The 16,094-nt window shown below is 74.2% G+C and carries 12 protein-coding genes; 3 read left to right on the top strand and 9 right to left on the bottom strand.

Going from position 1 to position 16,094, the window contains the following annotated elements; all coding sequences use genetic code 11:
- Positions 1–29 precede the first annotated feature (29 nt).
- The 7 genes from ABEB09_RS30100 to ABEB09_RS30070 all read right to left on the bottom strand — a co-directional run bounded on the left by ABEB09_RS30100 (position 30) and on the right by ABEB09_RS30070 (position 6,236).
- Positions 30–569 carry a GNAT family N-acetyltransferase gene (locus ABEB09_RS30100; RefSeq protein WP_380841695.1) on the bottom strand — a complete coding sequence of 180 codons (540 nt, stop codon included), beginning with the start codon at positions 567–569 and terminating at the stop codon, positions 30–32.
- An 87-nt stretch (positions 570–656) separates the two neighbouring features.
- Complete coding sequence (locus tag ABEB09_RS30095) at positions 657–1,403, bottom strand: 4'-phosphopantetheinyl transferase family protein (protein WP_380841693.1); 747 nt, start codon at positions 1,401–1,403, stop codon at positions 657–659.
- Positions 1,394–1,621: a hypothetical protein gene (locus ABEB09_RS30090; RefSeq protein WP_345693062.1), complete on the bottom strand. Its 228-nt coding sequence runs from the start codon at positions 1,619–1,621 to the stop codon at positions 1,394–1,396. The genes ABEB09_RS30095 and ABEB09_RS30090 overlap by 10 nt, the downstream gene beginning before the upstream one ends.
- Positions 1,618–3,195 carry an amidohydrolase gene (locus ABEB09_RS30085; protein ID WP_345693061.1) on the bottom strand — a complete coding sequence of 526 codons (1,578 nt, stop codon included), beginning with the start codon at positions 3,193–3,195 and terminating at the stop codon, positions 1,618–1,620. The genes ABEB09_RS30090 and ABEB09_RS30085 overlap by 4 nt, the downstream gene beginning before the upstream one ends.
- A 19-nt stretch (positions 3,196–3,214) precedes the next feature.
- Positions 3,215–4,120, bottom strand: a complete 906-nt coding sequence (locus ABEB09_RS30080) for an ABC transporter ATP-binding protein (RefSeq protein WP_345693060.1) — start codon at positions 4,118–4,120, stop codon at positions 3,215–3,217.
- Positions 4,117–5,202, bottom strand: a complete 1,086-nt coding sequence (locus ABEB09_RS30075) for a FecCD family ABC transporter permease (RefSeq protein WP_345693059.1) — start codon at positions 5,200–5,202, stop codon at positions 4,117–4,119. Before ABEB09_RS30075 ends, ABEB09_RS30080 begins: the two co-directional genes overlap by 4 nt.
- 17 nt (positions 5,203–5,219) lie before the next feature.
- Complete coding sequence (locus ABEB09_RS30070) at positions 5,220–6,236, bottom strand: FecCD family ABC transporter permease (protein WP_345693058.1); 1,017 nt, start codon at positions 6,234–6,236, stop codon at positions 5,220–5,222.
- Positions 6,237–6,529: 293 nt separating this feature from the next.
- Here ABEB09_RS30070 and ABEB09_RS30065 point away from each other — a divergent pair, with 293 nt between their 5' ends.
- From ABEB09_RS30065 to ABEB09_RS30055, 3 genes are all read left to right on the top strand, one after another.
- A complete protein-coding gene (locus ABEB09_RS30065; RefSeq protein ID WP_345693057.1) occupies positions 6,530–8,227 on the top strand; it encodes an ABC transporter ATP-binding protein in 1,698 nt (565 codons plus the stop codon).
- 252 nt (positions 8,228–8,479) lie between these two features.
- Entirely contained in the window at positions 8,480–8,665 is a 186-nt protein-coding gene (locus tag ABEB09_RS30060) for a hypothetical protein (RefSeq protein ID WP_345693056.1), read from the top strand.
- On the top strand, positions 8,662–10,440 hold the full coding sequence (locus tag ABEB09_RS30055; protein ID WP_345693055.1) for an ABC transporter ATP-binding protein: 1,779 nt from the start codon (positions 8,662–8,664) through the stop codon (positions 10,438–10,440). The genes ABEB09_RS30060 and ABEB09_RS30055 overlap by 4 nt, the downstream gene beginning before the upstream one ends.
- A 238-nt stretch (positions 10,441–10,678) precedes the next feature.
- Here the strand turns inward: ABEB09_RS30055 and ABEB09_RS30050 are convergent, their stop codons facing one another.
- Together ABEB09_RS30050 and ABEB09_RS30045 are read right to left on the bottom strand one after the other, a co-directional pair.
- Positions 10,679–10,891 (bottom strand): MbtH family protein, encoded by a 213-nt coding sequence (locus tag ABEB09_RS30050; protein ID WP_345693054.1) that lies wholly within the window; start codon positions 10,889–10,891, stop codon positions 10,679–10,681.
- Between the two features lie 5 nt (positions 10,892–10,896).
- The gene (locus ABEB09_RS30045) at positions 10,897–16,086 is read right to left on the bottom strand and encodes an amino acid adenylation domain-containing protein (protein ID WP_345693053.1); all 5,190 of its coding nucleotides are present in this window, start codon (positions 16,084–16,086) and stop codon (positions 10,897–10,899) included.
- Positions 16,087–16,094: the final 8 nt, after the last annotated feature.

Below are 16,094 nucleotides of genomic sequence, written 5' to 3'. Positions count from 1 at the left end.
GCGGTCACTTCCGGGCGGCACGCAAGCGATCAGAGGACGCGGGCGAGGACTTTCGCGTTGCGCCGCGGGTCCAGCGTTCGCGCCCAGGCCTCCGGGGCCAGGCGCTGAGGGACCGGGGTGAAGCCGTAGCGCAGGAAGAGACGACCGCTTCCGGTCGTCGCCGTGAACAGCGCGTCCAGCGACTGCGAACGGCCCTGTGCCAGCGCGGCGCCCAGCAGCCGTGCGCCCAGGCCGCTGCCCTGCCGGTGGCGGGCGACGCAGAAGTTGTAGAGGACTCCGGTGGCGCGTCCCTCGCTCGTCGGCTCGGGCTGTACGCGCAGTGCCAGGCAGCCCTCCAGGGCGCCGTCGGGGCCCTCCGCCACCAGGAAGTCGGCCGCGTGCCAGGCGTAGACGTGGAACGGCCGGGCGCGCAGGGCGCCGGAGCGGACGAACGGCTGGGAGAGGGCGGCGAGTGCGGCGGCGTCGCGGGGCCCGGCGGACCGTACCGAGAAGGTCGGAGCGGGCGGCGGCAGGAGCGGGTGGGGCGCGCTGGGCAGCAGCGTGGCAGGGCGCGGCGTGGCCGTGATCAAGGTTTTCCTTCCTTGGGGTTCCACCGTGCGTGACGGTCTCGGGTCCGCCGCGTTCACCTCGATGAAACAGACAAGCCAAGGTTAGCCTTACCTAAGGCGGTCGCCAAGTCCGGTCCCCGTGGCCCCCGTACCGACGTTCGCCGTGCGGACGGCGCAGGCGGCGGCGTAGCCGGGCGGGCAGGCCACATCGGTCAGGGTCCAGGCGTGCGGGGCCGCCGGCGTCGTGCCCGTACCGACGTACGTGACCGAGGGGTCCTCGCCCAGTCCGATGCCGACGCCCTTCAGGTACGCCTCCTTGCGGGCCCAGCACCGGTTCACCGCGGAGGGGCGGGCCGGCAGCGGCAGACCGGCGACCTCGGCCCGTTCGGCCGGGTGCAGCATGGCCGCCACCTCGGCCGCCACCTCGGCGGACGGTTCCTCCTCGACGTCGACGCCGACCGGTGCGCCGGCGAAGGCGAGCAGGACGACGTCCCCGGCGTGCGAGAGCGAGAAGTGCAGGGGTGCGCCGGGCACGGCGGGACGGCCGTGGGGCGCGCCGCAGCCGGGGCAGGGCTCACGCACGAACGGCACGGCGGCCGGGTCCCGGTCCAGGTAGGCCCCGAGGAGGCGGCGCAGCGCCACATGGGCGACGCGGTAGCGGTCCCGGTCCGCGGGCCGCGCGAAGCCCTGGCACCGGGCCCGTTCTTCACCGTCGAGCAGGTGCTCCTGGGCGGAGGCCCGCGTCGCGTACTCGGTGACGCGGACCGCCCACAGGTGCGGCCGCGCGGTGCCGGGCTCCCAGACGTCCGGCAGGGGGTCGGTGCCGAGGTGTGCCGGAGCCGTCGTCAGCCGCACGGTCGTCCCGGGTATTCGCCGGTCTCCTGCACTCCGGCCGCGCGCATCCTGCGCACGACGTCGTCCAGATCGGGGTCGTCCACGGGCGCGGGCAGGTTGAGGAACCGGTCGAAGACCAGGGCCTCGTCGCCCGTGTTCCAGATGACCCACCGCGGCGGAGTCACCTGCTCCTCCCAGAGGTGGGCGTACCGCTGGAGCGTGCCGGCCGGTGTGCTCACAGGTTCTTCCCTTCCGTCGCCTCGCGTCCGTCCACGAAGGTCGCCACGACCTCGATGTCCCCGATCCTGGAGGTGTCGACGTGGCGCGGGTCGTCCCCGAGGACGACGAAGTCGGCGCGCTTGCCGGGGGTGAGGGTGCCGGCGCTGTCGTCCCAGTGGGAGGCGTACGCCCCGGCGACGGTGTAGGCGCGCAGCGCCTCGTCGACGGTGATCGCCTCGTCGGGTCCGATGGACCGCCCCGAGAGGGAGGCGCGCTCGACCATGAACTGGACGGCGCGCAGCGGCGATCCGTCCGTGACGGGCCGGTCGGAGCTGCCGACCAGCGTGACGCCGTGGTCCAGGAAGCCCCGACCGCGGTACATCCAGGGGGCGCGCTCCTCGCCCATGATGGTGGCGTAGTCGTCGCCGAAGTGGCGCAGGAAGTTGGGCTGGACGACGGCGCTGACGCCGAGGCGGGCGAAGCGCGGGAGCTGGTCGGGGCGGATCAGGCCGGCGTGCTCGATACGGTGGCGCGCGCCGGGGCGGGGGCGCAGCCGCTGGGCGCGCTCCAGGGCGTCCAGCGCCAGGTCGGCGGCGCGGTCGCCGATGGCGTGGACGGCGAGCTGCCAGCCGGCGAGGTGTCCGTCCACGACGAGGTCCGCCAGGCGGTCGGGGTCGTCCTGGAGCTGGCCGGTGTGGGTCGTGCCCTCGTACGGCGCGGTGAGCGCGGCCGTACGGGCCATCATGCCGCCGTCCGTGTAGATCTTCAGGGCGCCGAGCGAGAGCCAGTCGTCGCCGAAGCCGGTGCGCAGCCCGAGGTCCAGGGCGCGCGGGATGCCGTCGTCCTGGTGGGCGGCGAGGGGCCGCAGGGTGTCGCCGGCGGCCATGAGCTGCACGCGCAGGGGCAGGCGGCCCTGGTCCCGCAGCACTTGGTAGGCGCCCAGTTCGACGGGGCTGTGCCCGAGGAGACCGCCGCCGATGCCGGCCTCGGCGCACGCGGTGACGCCCTCGGCGAGGCAGACGCGTCCGGCGTGCTCGATGGCGTCGGCCAGTTCGGCCTGCGAGTACGGCAGGCGGTGGCGCCGCGCGGCGGTCATCGCGCTCTCCGCGAGGAAGCCGTCCTGGTGCGGGACGTCCGCGGGCAGCAGGTCCAGTACGGCGCTGTTGACGACGCAGGCGTGTCCGGAGTCGTGCATCAGGAACACCTTGCGGTCCCGGGCGACCCGGTCCAGCTCGGCCGCGGTCAGATGGCGGCCGAGGGCGCGCTGGTCGTAGCCGCCGATGTCCACCCAGGCGCCGGGCGCCTTGCGGGCGACGGCCTCCTCGACCACCGCGAGGACGTCCTCCACGCGCTCGCAGGGGGCGACGCTCGGCGTGCTCGCCTTGAGGCCCGTCCACGCCAGGTGGACGTGGCTGTCGATGAACCCGGGCAGGACGGTGGCGCCCTGGAGGTCGATCACCTCGCGGGCGGGCAGTGAGGTCACGGCCTCGTCCAGGCCCACGACGCGCCCCCGCCAGATGCCCAGGTCGTGGGCGACGGGGTGGTCCGGGTCCATGGTGAGGATGTGCGCGTTGGTCAGCCTCGTGCAGAGCATGGGCGGTCCGTCCCTGTCGTCAGGAGATCTCGGCGGCCATCATGGTGGCGGGCGAGGGGCCCGCGCCGGCCGGCTCGTGGCGCTTGGGGGCGGCCGGGATCATCAACGGCGTTCCCGTCTCGGGGTCCTCGATGATCCGGCAGGGCAGCCCGAACACGTCCTGGACCAGTTCGGCGGTCATGACGGTGGACGGGTCGCCCTCGGCCGCGACGATGCCGCCCGGCTTCATGACGATGAGGTGGGTGGCGTAGCGGCAGGCCTGGTTCAGGTCGTGCAGGACGGCCACGATGGTGTGCCCGTCGCGCGCGTGCAGCCCCGCGCAGAGGTCCAGCACCTCCACCTGGTGCGCGATGTCCAGGTACGTGGTCGGCTCGTCGAGCAGGAGGATGGACGTCTGCTGCGCCAGCACCATGGACAGCCAGACGCGCTGGCGCTGACCGCCGGAGAGGTCGTCCACGGGCCGGTCGGCCAGCTCCAGGACGCCGGTCTGCCGCATCGCCTCGGTCACGGCCGTCTCGTCCTCGGCGGACCACTGCTTCAGCAGCCGCTGGTGGGGGTAGCGGCCGCGGGCCACGAGGTCGCCGACCGTGATCCCGCCGGGCGCCGTCGAGGACTGCGGGAGCAGGCCGAGGCGGCGGGCGACCTCACGGGAGCGGTACGAGGCGATGGCGGCGCCGTCGAGGTAGACCTGGCCCGAGCGCGGCTTCAGCATCCGTGCCAGCGCCTTGAGGAGGGTGGACTTGCCGCAGGCGTTGGGGCCGATGATCACGGTGAACGAGTGGTCGGGGATCTCGACGCCGAGCCCCTGGGCCACCGTGCGCTGGTCGTAGGTGAGGGTCAGGTCCTCCGCCCGCAGGCGGGGGCCGCCCTGGCGTCCGGCACCGCCGGCTGCGGACGTCCCGGTCGTCTGTGTCGTTCCAGTCATGCGCGGCTCTTTCGGGACTCGGTGACCAACAGCCAGATCAGGTACAGCCCGCCGATGGTGCCGGTGGCGGTGCCGACCGGCAGGAGCGCGGGGGCGAAGACGCGCTGCACGACGAGGTCGCTCAGGGCGAGCAGCGTGGCGCCCATGAGGGCGGAGGACAGCAGGGCGGGACCGGACGTGCCGGCCAGCCTGCGCGCCAGTTGGGGCGCGGCCAGCGCGACGAACCAGATCGGTCCGGTCACCGCGGTGGCGAACGCGGCCAGGGCGACGCTGATCACGAGCAGCGCGGCGCGCGTGCGGCCCACGTTCACGCCGAGGGCCGTGGCGGTGGCCTCGCCCATCTCGACCATGGAGAGGCGGCGGGCGAGGAGGAGGGCGAGCGGGAGCAGGACGGCGACGGCCAGGCCGATGGTGGTGGCGTGGATCCAGAGCCGGTTGCCGAGGCTGCCGAGGAGCCAGGCCTGCGCCTCCAGCGCCTCCTGCCAGCTCGCCCGGGTGATCAGGTACGAGTTGACGGCGAGCAGCAGGGCGCTGACGCCGATGCCGATGACCACGAGGCGGAAGCCCTGGAGGCCCCGGCCCAGCATGAGCAGGTACACCGCGGCGGCGGTCGCGAGGCCGCCGGCGAGGGCGCCGAGCGCGATCTGGGTCATGCTGCCGTTCAGGACGACGATGACGACCAGGGCGCCGGTGGCGGAGCCGTTGGTGAAGCCGATGATGTCGGGGCTGCCGAGCGAGTTGCCCGTCAGGCTCTGCAGGATGGCACCGCTGACGGCGAGGGCCGCGCCGACGCACAGCGCGGTCACCAGCCGTGGCATGCGGAGCGTGTTGACGATGAAGTCGGCCGCTCCCGATCCGCTGCCGAACAGGGCGTCGAGCACTTCGCCGAGGGAGAGTTCGAAGTCGCCGGTGGTGAGCGTGACACCCATGACGGCCAGGAGCACGCCGGCCAGCAGCACCGAGACGGCGACGGCACGGCCCTGGAGGCGCAGGGAGACGCTCCCGGACCGGGTGCGCAGGACACGGCCGGTGATGACGCGCGGCTGCGGCACCGCGGGGGCGCTGTCCGTCGCGGGCGGCATCGGTTCTCGTACGGCTCTCACAGCATGACCAGCTTTCGACGGCGGCACAGCGCGATGAACAGGGGCGCACCGACGAACGCGGTGACGATGCCGACCTGGACCTCGCCCGGTGCGCCGAGCACGCGCCCGAGCACGTCGGCGCCGATGAGCAGGACGGGCGCCAGGAGCATCGAGTAGGCGAGGACCCAGCGCTGGTCGGGTCCGACGACGAAGCGTGCCACGTGCGGTACGACGAGCCCGACGAAGCCGATCGGTCCGGCGGCCGCGGTCGCGGCGCCGCAGAGGAGCATGACGCCGATGGCGCCGAGCACGCGCGTCCTGTTGACGTCGACGCCGAGTGCGCGGCCCATCTGGTCGCCCATGGCGAGGGCGTTGAGGGCGGGGGCGAGCGCCAGGGCGAGGACGAGTCCCACGGCGACGAAGGGCAGGATGATGAGGACGATGTCCATGCGGCGGCCCGACAGCGCGCCGACCGTCCAGAACCGGAACTGGTCGAAGGCCTTCGGGTTGAGGAGCAGGACGGCCGAGTTGAAGGCGTACAGGACGGCGGTCACCGCCGCTCCGGCGACGACGAGCCGGTCGGGCGTGGCGACTTTGCGGCCGGACGAGCCGAGGACGTACACGAGGACGGAGGCGGCGGCCGCGCCGGCGAAGGCGAACCAGACGTAGCCGAGGGCCGTTCCGACGCCGAAGAAGGCGATGGCGATGACGACGCCGCAGGAGGCGCCGAGGCTGACGCCCAACAGGCCGGGATCGGCGAGCGGGTTGCGGGTCAGCGACTGCATGAGGGCGCCGGACAGGCCGAGCGCGATTCCGACGAGGAGGCCGAGGAGCGTGCGGGGAATCCGGTAGTCGTGGATGATGACGGACGTCTCGGAGCCGTCCGGGTTCCACAGCACGTGCCAGGTGGCGGTGAAGGGGATGCCTCTGGTGCCGAGCCAGATGCTGAGCAGTCCGACGAGGACCAGGGCCCCGAGGGTGACCAGGAGCCCGATGCTCCGGAGAGCGGACGCTGAGCGGCGAGGACCGGACACGGACCGGTCCGGGCCCTTCGTTCCCGTCGCCGCCTGGGTTCCGACCGACAAAGACAACCCCCTGGCCCGTGGCGGCACGACGTGTATGAGTGAAGGATGGGACGGCACGGGCCACCCGCCCGCGACTTAGGTGAGGCTAACCGAAGCGCAGGAGCAGGTCAACGCGCTTACGGAGCCCGGCGGACGACTTCGCGGACCACCGCGCGACGTGCACAGGGGGGCCACAGGGACCCCCATTCTTATTAGAGTAGCCTTACCTAACTATCCCCATTCCATCTCGTCGGAGGTACCGCATGCCCGATGGAGGACTGACGGGGGGCCATGTCCTCCGGAGAGCACTCAGAGGCCAGCGCCGCCGTGTCGTCGCGGCCTCCTTTCTCGGCATGGCGCACCAGGGATGTGAGGCCCTGGTCCCGGTCGTCATCGGCCTGGTCATCGACGAGGCGGTCGCGACGGGCTCCTCCTCCGCGCTCCTGTGGTGGCTGTTGGCCCTCGGGGTCCTCTTCCTCGTGCTCTCCACCTGCTACCGGACCGCCGCCCGGATCACGGACGGATCCGGTGAGCACGCCGCCCACCGGCTCCGGCTCGAGCTGGGCGCACGCGTGCTCGACCCGCGGGGCGGAGCCGACCGGGGCAGGCTGCCGGGTGCGCTGACCGCGGTCGCCACCGGCGACGCCGCCCGCGTGGGCGCGGTCGCCGCGGCCCTCGCGTACGCGGTCTCGGCCCTCGCCGGGCTCGCCATCAGCGCCGTGGCCCTGCTGCGCATATCCGTTCCGCTCGGCCTGCTGATCCTGCTGGGCGTGCCGCCGCTGTTGTGGCTGGGCCACCTGATCAGCCGGCCGCTGGAGCGGCGCAGCGAAGTGGAGCAGGAGCGGGCCGCCCGCGCCTCCGGGGTGGCCGCCGATCTGGTCGCCGGCCTGCGCGTGCTGAAGGGCATCGGGGCGGAGGCCGCGGCGGAGGCCCGCTACCGGCGCACCAGCGGAGAATCGCTCGACGCCGCCCTGCGCGCGGCCCGCAGCCGCGCCTGGCACGACGGGGCGATCCTCGCGCTCACCGGCATCTTCATCGCCGTCATCGGCCTCGTCGGCGCGCACCTCGCGATCCGCGGCTCGATCAGCGTCGGTGAACTCGTGGCCGCGGTGGGGCTGGCGCAGTACCTCCTCGGGCCGTTCCAGATGCTCACGTACGTCAACGGCGAGTTCGCCCTCGGCCGGGCGTCGGCGGACCGCATCGCCGAGGTCCTCGCGTCGGCGCCCGCCGTCGAGGACGGGCGCGGCCGGCTCCCCGAACCGCTCGCCGGCGGCCTCCGCCTCCGTGGCCTCGCCCAAGGGGCCCTGCGCGGGGTCGACGCCGAGATCGCACCCGGCAGCCTCGTCGGCGTCGTCAGCAAGGACCCGGCCGCCGCACACGACCTGCTGCTCTGCCTGGGCCGTGAAGTCGACCCGGAGCAGGGGGCCGTCGAACTCGACGGCGTGCCGCTCACCGAACTGGCCCCCGGCACGGCGCGCCGTGCCGTCCTGGTCGCGCACCACGACGCCGCCCTGTTCGAGAGCAGCCTCCTGGACAACGTCCGCGCGGGACACGAACACGCGGAGCGGGACGTGGCACGGGCGTTGAACGCCGCCACGGCGGACGACGTCGCCCGCAACCTCCCCGACGGGGCCGACACCGTGCTCGCCGAGCGCGGCCGCTCGCTGTCGGGCGGACAGCGTCAGCGGGTCGCGCTCGCGCGGGCGCTGGCCGCCGATCCGCCCGTCCTCGTCGTGCACGACCCGACGACCGCCGTCGACACGGTCACCGAGTCGCGGATCGCCCTCCGCCTGCGGGAACTCCGCCGGGGCCGCACCACCCTGCTCGTCACGACGAGCCCCGCCCTGCTGGCCGAGACGGACCGCGTCCTGGTCCTCGACGGTGGCACCGTCACCGCGGACGGCACACACCCGGTCCTGGTCGCGTCCGACGAGACGTACCGGGCGGTGGTGCTCGCGTGACCACCGCGAACTCCACGACGGGGCCATCGGACGTCGAACCGGGCCCCGCGCCCGGGGGCGGCGCCCGCACGCCTGAGGACGCCACCCCAGCACCTCGAAGCGGCCCCGCAGCGACCGGAGGCGGCGACCGCGTACGCGCAGCCGGCGCCCCCGCGCCTCAAGGCCACGACCGCGCAGCGGAAGGCAGCACCACCGCAGCTCAAGGCGGCACACCCGCGCCCCAAAGCGGCACGCCCGCGCCGACGGGCGGCGGTGCCGCACCTCGAAGCGGTGCTTCCCTGCCCGGAGGCGGCGACCACGTACGCCAAGGGGGCGCCCCCGCGTCCGACGGTCGCGGCCGCGTACCTCGAAGCGGCCCCGCAGCGACCGGAGGCGGCGACCATCACACCCATGACGGCGGCGGCGGTCATCTGCCCGGTCGAGAAGGAAGTCCCATGAGCGAAAGCACCGCGGAGCAGCGTGCGCTGCTGCCCACCGCCTCCGCAGCGCGGACCCTCGCCGCGCTCCGGGGACTGCTGCGACCTCACCGGCTGCTCGCCCTGTCGTCGGTCGCCGTGCTCGTCGTCGGAACGGGGATCGGCCTGCTGACCGCCCCCCTGCTCGGCCGGATCGTCGACCTCGTGGTGGAGCGGCGCGGGCCCGACGCGCTGCTGGTGCCGATGGCGCTGCTCCTCGTCGTGGCGGTGGGCCGCGGCATCGCCACGGCGATCGGCGCCGCGCTGGTCGCCCGCCTGGGCGAGACGGTCCTCGCCGGCCTGCGCGAACGGTTCGTCGCCCGGGCCCTCCGGCTGCCGCTGGAGCGGGTCGAGGAGGCCGGCTCGGGGGACCTGACGTCACGCGTGACGGGCGACGTGACCATCATCGGCAAGGCGGTGCGGCAGGCGCTGCCCGAGTTCGCCGGCGCGCTGCTCACCATCGTGCTCACGCTGGCCGGGCTCGCCGTGCTGGACTGGCGCTTCCTGTGCGCCGTGCTGCTGGCCGTGCCCGTCCACGTCCTGACGGTCCGCTGGTACATCCCGCGCGCCACCCGGATCTACGCCGCCCACCGCGTGGCGACCGGCGCCCTCCAGCACCAGCTGCTGGACAGCATCGGGGGCGTACGGACCGTACGGGCCTTCCGGCTCGAGGAGCGGCACGGGCGGCTTCTGGAGCGGCGGTCCAAGGACGCCGTGGACCTGGCGCTGCGCGGCATCCGCCTGGTGTCGGGCTTCTTCTCCCGGCTGAACGCCGCCGAGTTCATCGGCTTGGCCGCCGTCCTCGTCACGGGGTTCTTCCTGGTCGACCGCGGAGCCGTCAGCATCGGTACGGCGACCGCTGCGGCGCTCTACTTCCACGGCCTGTTCAACCCGATCAACGCCGCGCTCTTCCTCATCGACGACGCCCAGTCCGCGGGCGCCAGCCTCGCCAGGCTGGTGGGCGTGTCCGAACTCCCCGTGGCGGCCGAGCCCGCGAGCGGCGGCCCCGCTCCCGTGGACGGGTCGGTCAAGGTGTCGGCCCTGAGCCACGCGTACGTCGACGGCCACCCCGTGCTCTCCGACGTGGACCTGGAGGTCCGCTGCGGGGAGCGCGTCGCCCTGGTCGGGGCGAGCGGCGCGGGGAAGACGACCCTCGCCAAGCTCATCGCGGGCATCCACCAGCCGGCGAGCGGATCGGTGTGCCTGGGCGGCGTCGACGCCCGGGAGCTGGGCCCCGCGGGCGTACGGCGCGCGGTGACCCTCATCAGCCAGGAGGTCCACGTGTTCGCCGGGCCGCTGGCCGAGGACCTGCGGCTCGCCAGGCCGGGCGCCACGGACGAGGAACTGCGCGCGGCGCTCGGGACGGTGGGCGCGCTGGAGTGGGTGGAGGCCCTGCCCGACGGGCTCGGCACGGTCGTGGGCGAGGGCGGTCACCGGCTGACCGTCACCCAGACCCAGCACCTCGCCCTCGCCCGGCTCGTGCTCGCCGACCCGCCCATCGCCATCCTCGACGAGGCCACCGCGGACGCCGGCAGCGCGGGTGCGCGCGTCCTGGAGACCGCCGCGGTACGCGCGCTGGAGGGCCGCACCGGCCTCATGGTCGCCCACCGGCTGCCCCAGGCCGCCACGGCCGACCGGGTCGTCGTCCTCGACGGCGGCCGCGTCGTCGAGACCGGCACGCACGACGAACTCGTCGCGGCGGGCGGGCGTTACGCCGCTCTGTGGGCGGCCTGGTCGGCGAGCCGCGGCGACGCGTGACGCCGTACGGGTAGCCCCCGCACACCCCGAAGGGGCCCGGACCGGCACGGTCCGGGCCCCTTCTGCATGCCGGGGTGCCGTGTCCGGCGAGTCTTTCCCCTACCCCGCCCCTTCCCGAATCGGGGGCCCCCCGAACCCCCCGCTCCTCGAACGCCGGAGGGGCTGAATACAGGGCGCGGGAAAAGCCGCCGCCCCCGAAGCCTCGGGCTTCGGGGGCGGCGGCCTCAAGGTGCCGGTGTCAGGCCTGCTGGGCCGTGATCAGGCTCGCCGGGCGCAGGTCCGTCCAGTGTTCCTCGACGTACGCGGTGCACGCCTCACGGGTGTCCTCGCCGAAGACGGTCCGCCACCCGGCGGGGACCTCGGCGAAGGACGGCCACAGCGAGTGCTGGTTCTCGTCGTTGACGAGGACCAGGAAGCGGCCCTGCGGGTCCTCGAACGGGTTGGTGCTCATCGGTGTCACTTCCTTGTCGACGATGCGGTCGTTACGGTGAACAGCTCGGACAGCGGCTGCTCGGGGTCGGCTGCCACGGTCCGCAGCAGGGTCTGGAACTCGTCGGCCAGCCGCTGGGCCTTGGCCGTGCCGAGCAGGTCGGTGGCGTGGATCAGCTCGCAGTGCACGGCGCCCTCGCCGCGCGGCTCGTAGAAGCTGAGGATCAGCTCCGCACGCGCCGTGCCGGTGGGGACGGCGTGGAACGAGCCTATGCCGCCCTCCAGCCGGCCGAGGTCCGCCTGCTCGTGGTGGATCACCATGACCTGCGGGCCCTCCTCCGGCAGCCCGGTGGCCTTGACGACCTCGTCGAACGGGACGTCCTGCCGGTCCAGGGCGCCGAGCGTGGTCTCCCGGACCCGGGTCAGCAGCTCCGCGAACGTCGGGTCGCCACCGGTGTCGGTGCGCAGGACGACCGTGTTGAGGAAGCAGCCGACCAGGTCGGCGAGCTGGTCGTCGGTCCGGCCGGCGACCATCGTACCGATGGGCAGGTCGGTGCCCGCCCCGTGGGCCGTCAGCAGCGCGGCCAGCGCCGAGTGGAGCACCATGAACATGCTGGTGCCGGTGGCGCGGGCGAGCCGGTCCACGGCCGCGTGGAGGTCCTCGTCCAGGACGAATCCCACGTAGTCGCCCGGGCGTCCGCCCGACGCGGCCGGAGCGGTGGCGTCGCACGGCACGTCGGCCGGGAGGGCGAGGCGCGCCGGGACCTCCTTCAGCGTCTGCCGCCAGTAGGCGAGCTGACGGCCGCCCCGGCTGTCCGGGTCGGACAGGTCGCCCAGGACGTCATGCGCCCACCGCGTGTAGTCGGCGTACGTGACGGGCAGCGGCTCCCACTCCGGTGCCCGGCCCTCGGCGCGGGCGGCGTAGGCGTCGGTGAGGTCGCGGAACAGGGGCACCACGGACCATTCGTCCACTGCCAGGTAGTGCGTGGTCAGCAGCAGCGCCTGGCTGCCGTCCCCGTCGGTGAGCAGGTGGGCCCGCAGCGGGGCCTCCCGCTCCGGGGAGGGTGCCTGGGCGGCGACCTCCAGGAGCCGCGCGTCGAGGTCGGCGCACCGCTCCACGGTCAGCGCGGGGGCCGGGACCGGTTCCTGGAACAGGGCGCCGTCCCGTTCGGAGAACGCGGTGCGCAGCGGCTCGTGCCGCGCCACGACGTCGGCGAGCGCGGCCGCGACGGTGTCCGCGTCGAGCCCGCCCGGGGACCGGAGGACCAGCGCGTGGTCGAAGCCGGGGCTGCGGCGGTACGACTCCCACTGCCAGCGCTGTACCGGCGCCGCCTCCAGGGGCCGTGCCGGGGCGTCGGGGTCGGCGGGGCGCAGGGCGGGCCGGGCGGCCGCGGCGCCTTCGAGCTTGGCGGCGACGCCGGCGACCGTGAGCGCGTCGAAGACGTCACGGATGCTCAGTTCGACGCCGAACTCGGCGCGGATCCGGCCCAGGAGCCGCATGGAGGCCATGGAGTGGCCGCCGAGCGCGAAGAAGTTGTCGTGGATGCCGACCTTGTCGAGCTTGAGGATCTCGCAGAACAGCTCGGCGAGCTTGGCCTGCGTCTCCGTGGCGGGGTGGGCGTCGCCGGTCATGGCGGACCAGTCGGGGGCGGGCAGCGCCTTGCGGTCCAGCTTGCCGTTCGGGGTGAGCAGCAGCGGGCCGTCCAGCGGCACGACGAGCGACGGGACCATGTACTCGGGCAGCAGCCCCGCGACGTGGGCGCGCAGTTCCTGCGCGTCCAGCTCCGGGCGGGTGGTGCCGCCGGCCTCGGGCACGGCGTATCCGACCAGCCGGACGATGTCGCCGTCGCGGTCGGGGACCACGGCGGCCTGCGCGACCGACGGGTGCGCGGCCAGGGCCGCCTCGATCTCGCCCAGCTCGATGCGGAAGCCGCGGATCTTCACCTGGGTGTCGACCCGGCCGAGGAAGTCGAGGTTGCCGTCCGCGCGCCAGCGGGCCCGGTCGCCCGTGCGGTACATGCGGCTGCCCGGCGCGCCGAACGGGTCGGCGACGAACCGCTCGGCGGTGAGCGCCTCCTTGCCGAGGTAGCCGCGGGCGAGGCCGCGCCCGGCGACGTACAGCTCGCCCACGACGCCCGGAGGGACGGGGCGCAGGTGCTCGTCGAGGACGTAGCAGCGGGTGTTGGGGTCGGGGCGGCCGATGGGGACGCGGCCGCCGGGGCGCCCGCCGTGCTCGCGGGCGGGCCACAGCGTGGAGTTGACCGTGGCCTCGGTGAGCCCGTAGGCGCAGATCAGGTCGGCCGTGGCGCCGAACCGCTCGAACAGGTCCGGCGGCACCGTCTCCGTGCCGACCAGGACGGTCGACCCCTCCGGCAGTTCGCAGCCGGGCGGCAGGGCGGACACCAGGGACGGCGGCAGGATCATGTGGGTGATCCGCTGGTCGGCGAGGAAGTCGGTGAGCGCCGGTCCGGCGACCCGGGCCTCGTCGGTGATGAGGACGAGCCGTCCTCCGTGGCACAGCGCCATGGCGAGTTCGAAGACGAAGACGTCGAAGCCGATGGACGCGAACTGCAGGACGCGGCTGTCGCGTTCCAGGCCCATCCGGTCGACGGCCGTCGCGACGAGGCTGGCGATGCCCTCGTGCGGGACGACGACGCCCTTGGGGCGGCCGGTCGAACCGGAGGTGTAGATCACGTACGACGCCTGGTCGAGGGCGACCGGGCGGGCGGCCGGCGGGCCGTCCGGGAGCCGGTCCAGTTCACCGGCGGTGTCGGGGGCGTCGAGCAGCACGACCGGCACACCGGTCACGTCGGGGATCTTCCCGGCGACGGGCTCCGTGCCGACCACCAGCGCGGCACGGGAGTCCTCGATCATGTACGTGAGGCGGTCGGCCGGGTGCACGAGGTCCAGCGGGAGGAACGCGGCGCCCAGCTTCTGGGCGGCGACGACGGTGGCGACCATGTCGACGGAGCGGGGCACGGCCACGCCGACCACGCTCTCGGCGCCGACGCCCCGCGCGGCGAGGAGCCGGGCGATGCGGTTGGCGCGGGCGTCGAGCTGGGCGTACGTCACGGAGCGGGAGCGCTCCACGACGGCGACCGCGTCGGGCCGTTCGGCGACCTGCCGGGCGAACAGCGCGGGCAGGGACTCCTCGTCGACCGTGCGGGGCGCGCCGTTGAAGCCGTCCAGGACCAGGTCCCGTTCCGCACCGGAGAGGATCTCCGCCTGGGACAGCGGGGCTTCCGGGGCGGTGGCGACGGCGGCGACCAGCGCGCGGAGGCGGTCGCCGATGCGCTCGGCGGTGTCCTGGTCGAACAGCTCGGTGGCGAACTCCAGCCGGCAGCCGAGGGAGTCGGCGTCGCCTTCGGCGGAGGTGTGCTCGGTGAAGCTGAACACCAGGTCGAACTTGGCGGAGCTGATCCGGAACGGGACGTACTCGACGCCGAGGCCGGGCATCTCCAGGTCGTCGCCGGTGCGGGCGTGGTAGCCGACCATCACCTGGAACAGCGGGTTCCGGGAGAGGGACCGGGTGGGGTTGAGCTTCTCCACGACGGACTCGAACGGCACGTCGGCGTGGGAGAACGCGGCCAGGTCCGTCTCGCGCACCCGGCCCAGCAGCTCGGTGAAGCTGGGGTCGCCGCTCAGGTCGGTGCGCAGCACGAGGGTGTTGACGAAGAAGCCGACCAGCTCGTCGAGCGCCTCGTCGCCGCGCCCGGCGATGGGCGAGCCGAGGGGGATGTCCGTGCCGGCGCCCATGCGGTGCAGCAGCGCGGCGACGGCGGCGTGCACGACCATGAACATGCTGGCGCCGGTGTCCCGGGCGAGCCGCCGCAGCCCCTCGTGGACCTCGCCGTCGAAGACGATGTCCAGCTCGGCGCCGGTGAAGGCCGGGCGCGCGGGCCGCGGACGGTCCGTGGGCAGCTCCAGCTCCTCGGGGGCGCCCTCCAGCGTGGTCCGCCAGTACTCCAGCTGCCGTGCGGCGAGGCTCGCCGGGTCGGCGGGGTCGCCGAGCAGGCGCTGCTGCCACAGGGCGTAGTCGGCGTACTGGACCGGCAGCGGCTCCCAGCCGGGTGCCCGGCCGGTGGTGAGGCGTGCCTCGTAGGCGGTGGCCAGGTCGCGCAGGAACGGGCGGTCGGACCACTCGTCGGTGGTGATGTGGTGCAGGAGCACGACCACGACGTGGTCCTCCGGCGCCACCTCGATGACGGTCGCCCGCAGGGGGAGTTCGGCGGCCAGGGCGAACGGGCGGTTGATCGCCGCGTCCACGAGGCCGGGCACCTCGTCCTCCGACGCCCGCAGGTGCTCCACCACGGGCCGGGCCTCCGCGGCGGGCAGCACGCGCTGGAACGCCTGGCCGTCGCGCTCGGCGAAGACCGTGCGCAGCGCCTCGTGCCGGGCGGTCACGTCGGCGAGGGCGGCGGCCCACGCCTCGCGGTCGAGGGCGCCGCGCAGCCGCATGACGAGCGGGAAGTTGTACGCGGCGGAGGTGCACTCGATCTGCTGGACGACCCACAGCCGCTGCTGGGCGTGGGACAGGGGCAGCTCGTCGGGCCGGTCACCGGCCGTCAGGGCGGGGCGGGCGGGGCCGTTCGCAGCGGTGGCCCGCTCGACGAGTTCGGCGACGGTGGGCGCCTCGAACAGGTCGCGGATGGCGAGTTCCGCGTCGAGGGCGGTGCGGGCGCGGCTGACGAGGCGGGTGGCCAGCAGGGAGTGGCCGCCCAGCTCGAAGAAGTCGCTGTCGATGCCGACACTGCCCTCAGGCAGGCCCAGGACCTCGGCGTAGAGGGCGCACAGCGTCTCCTCGCGCGGGGTGCGCGGGGCGCGGCTGGGGCCGGTGCCGCCGAAGTCGGGGGCGGGCAGGGCCCGTACGTCGAGCTTGCCGTTGACCGTCAGCGGGAGCGTGTCCACGGTCATCAGGGCGGCCGGGACCATGTAGTCGGGCAGGCCGGCCTTGAGGTGGTCGCGCAGGCGCTGGACGAGGGCGTCGCCGGTCTCCGTGCCGGCCTCGGGCACGACGTAGCCGACGAGGCGCTTCGTCCCGGCGGTCTCGTTGACGACGACGGCGGCGTGGGCGACGTCCGGGTGCGCGGACAGCGCGGTGGAGATCTCGCCCAGTTCGATGCGGTAGCCGCGGATCTTGACCTGGTCGTCGGTGCGGCCGAGGAAGTCGAGCAGGCCGTCGGGGCGCTGCCGGACGAGGTCGCCGGTGCGGTACATCCGCTCGC

The organism is Streptomyces coeruleoprunus, assembly GCF_039542925.1.
In the GTDB taxonomy this organism is placed as follows: domain Bacteria; phylum Actinomycetota; class Actinomycetes; order Streptomycetales; family Streptomycetaceae; genus Streptomyces; species Streptomyces coeruleoprunus.
The sequence above is the reverse complement of the archived record's forward strand: the minus strand, read 5'-3'. Positions and strand labels throughout refer to the sequence as shown.

Coding starts and splice junctions, on each gene's coding strand:
- ABEB09_RS30075 (WP_345693059.1), bottom strand. CDS start 5,202: ATGCCGCCCGCGACGGACAGCGCCCCCGCGGTGCCGCAGCCGCGCGTC.
- ABEB09_RS30050 (WP_345693054.1), bottom strand. CDS start 10,891: ATGAGCACCAACCCGTTCGAGGACCCGCAGGGCCGCTTCCTGGTCCTC.
- ABEB09_RS30065 (WP_345693057.1), top strand. CDS start 6,530: ATGCCCGATGGAGGACTGACGGGGGGCCATGTCCTCCGGAGAGCACTC.
- ABEB09_RS30055 (WP_345693055.1), top strand. CDS start 8,662: ATGAGCGAAAGCACCGCGGAGCAGCGTGCGCTGCTGCCCACCGCCTCC.
- ABEB09_RS30085 (WP_345693061.1), bottom strand. CDS start 3,195: ATGCTCTGCACGAGGCTGACCAACGCGCACATCCTCACCATGGACCCG.
- ABEB09_RS30045 (WP_345693053.1), bottom strand. CDS start 16,086: ATGTACCGCACCGGCGACCTCGTCCGGCAGCGCCCCGACGGCCTGCTC.
- ABEB09_RS30080 (WP_345693060.1), bottom strand. CDS start 4,120: ATGACTGGAACGACACAGACGACCGGGACGTCCGCAGCCGGCGGTGCC.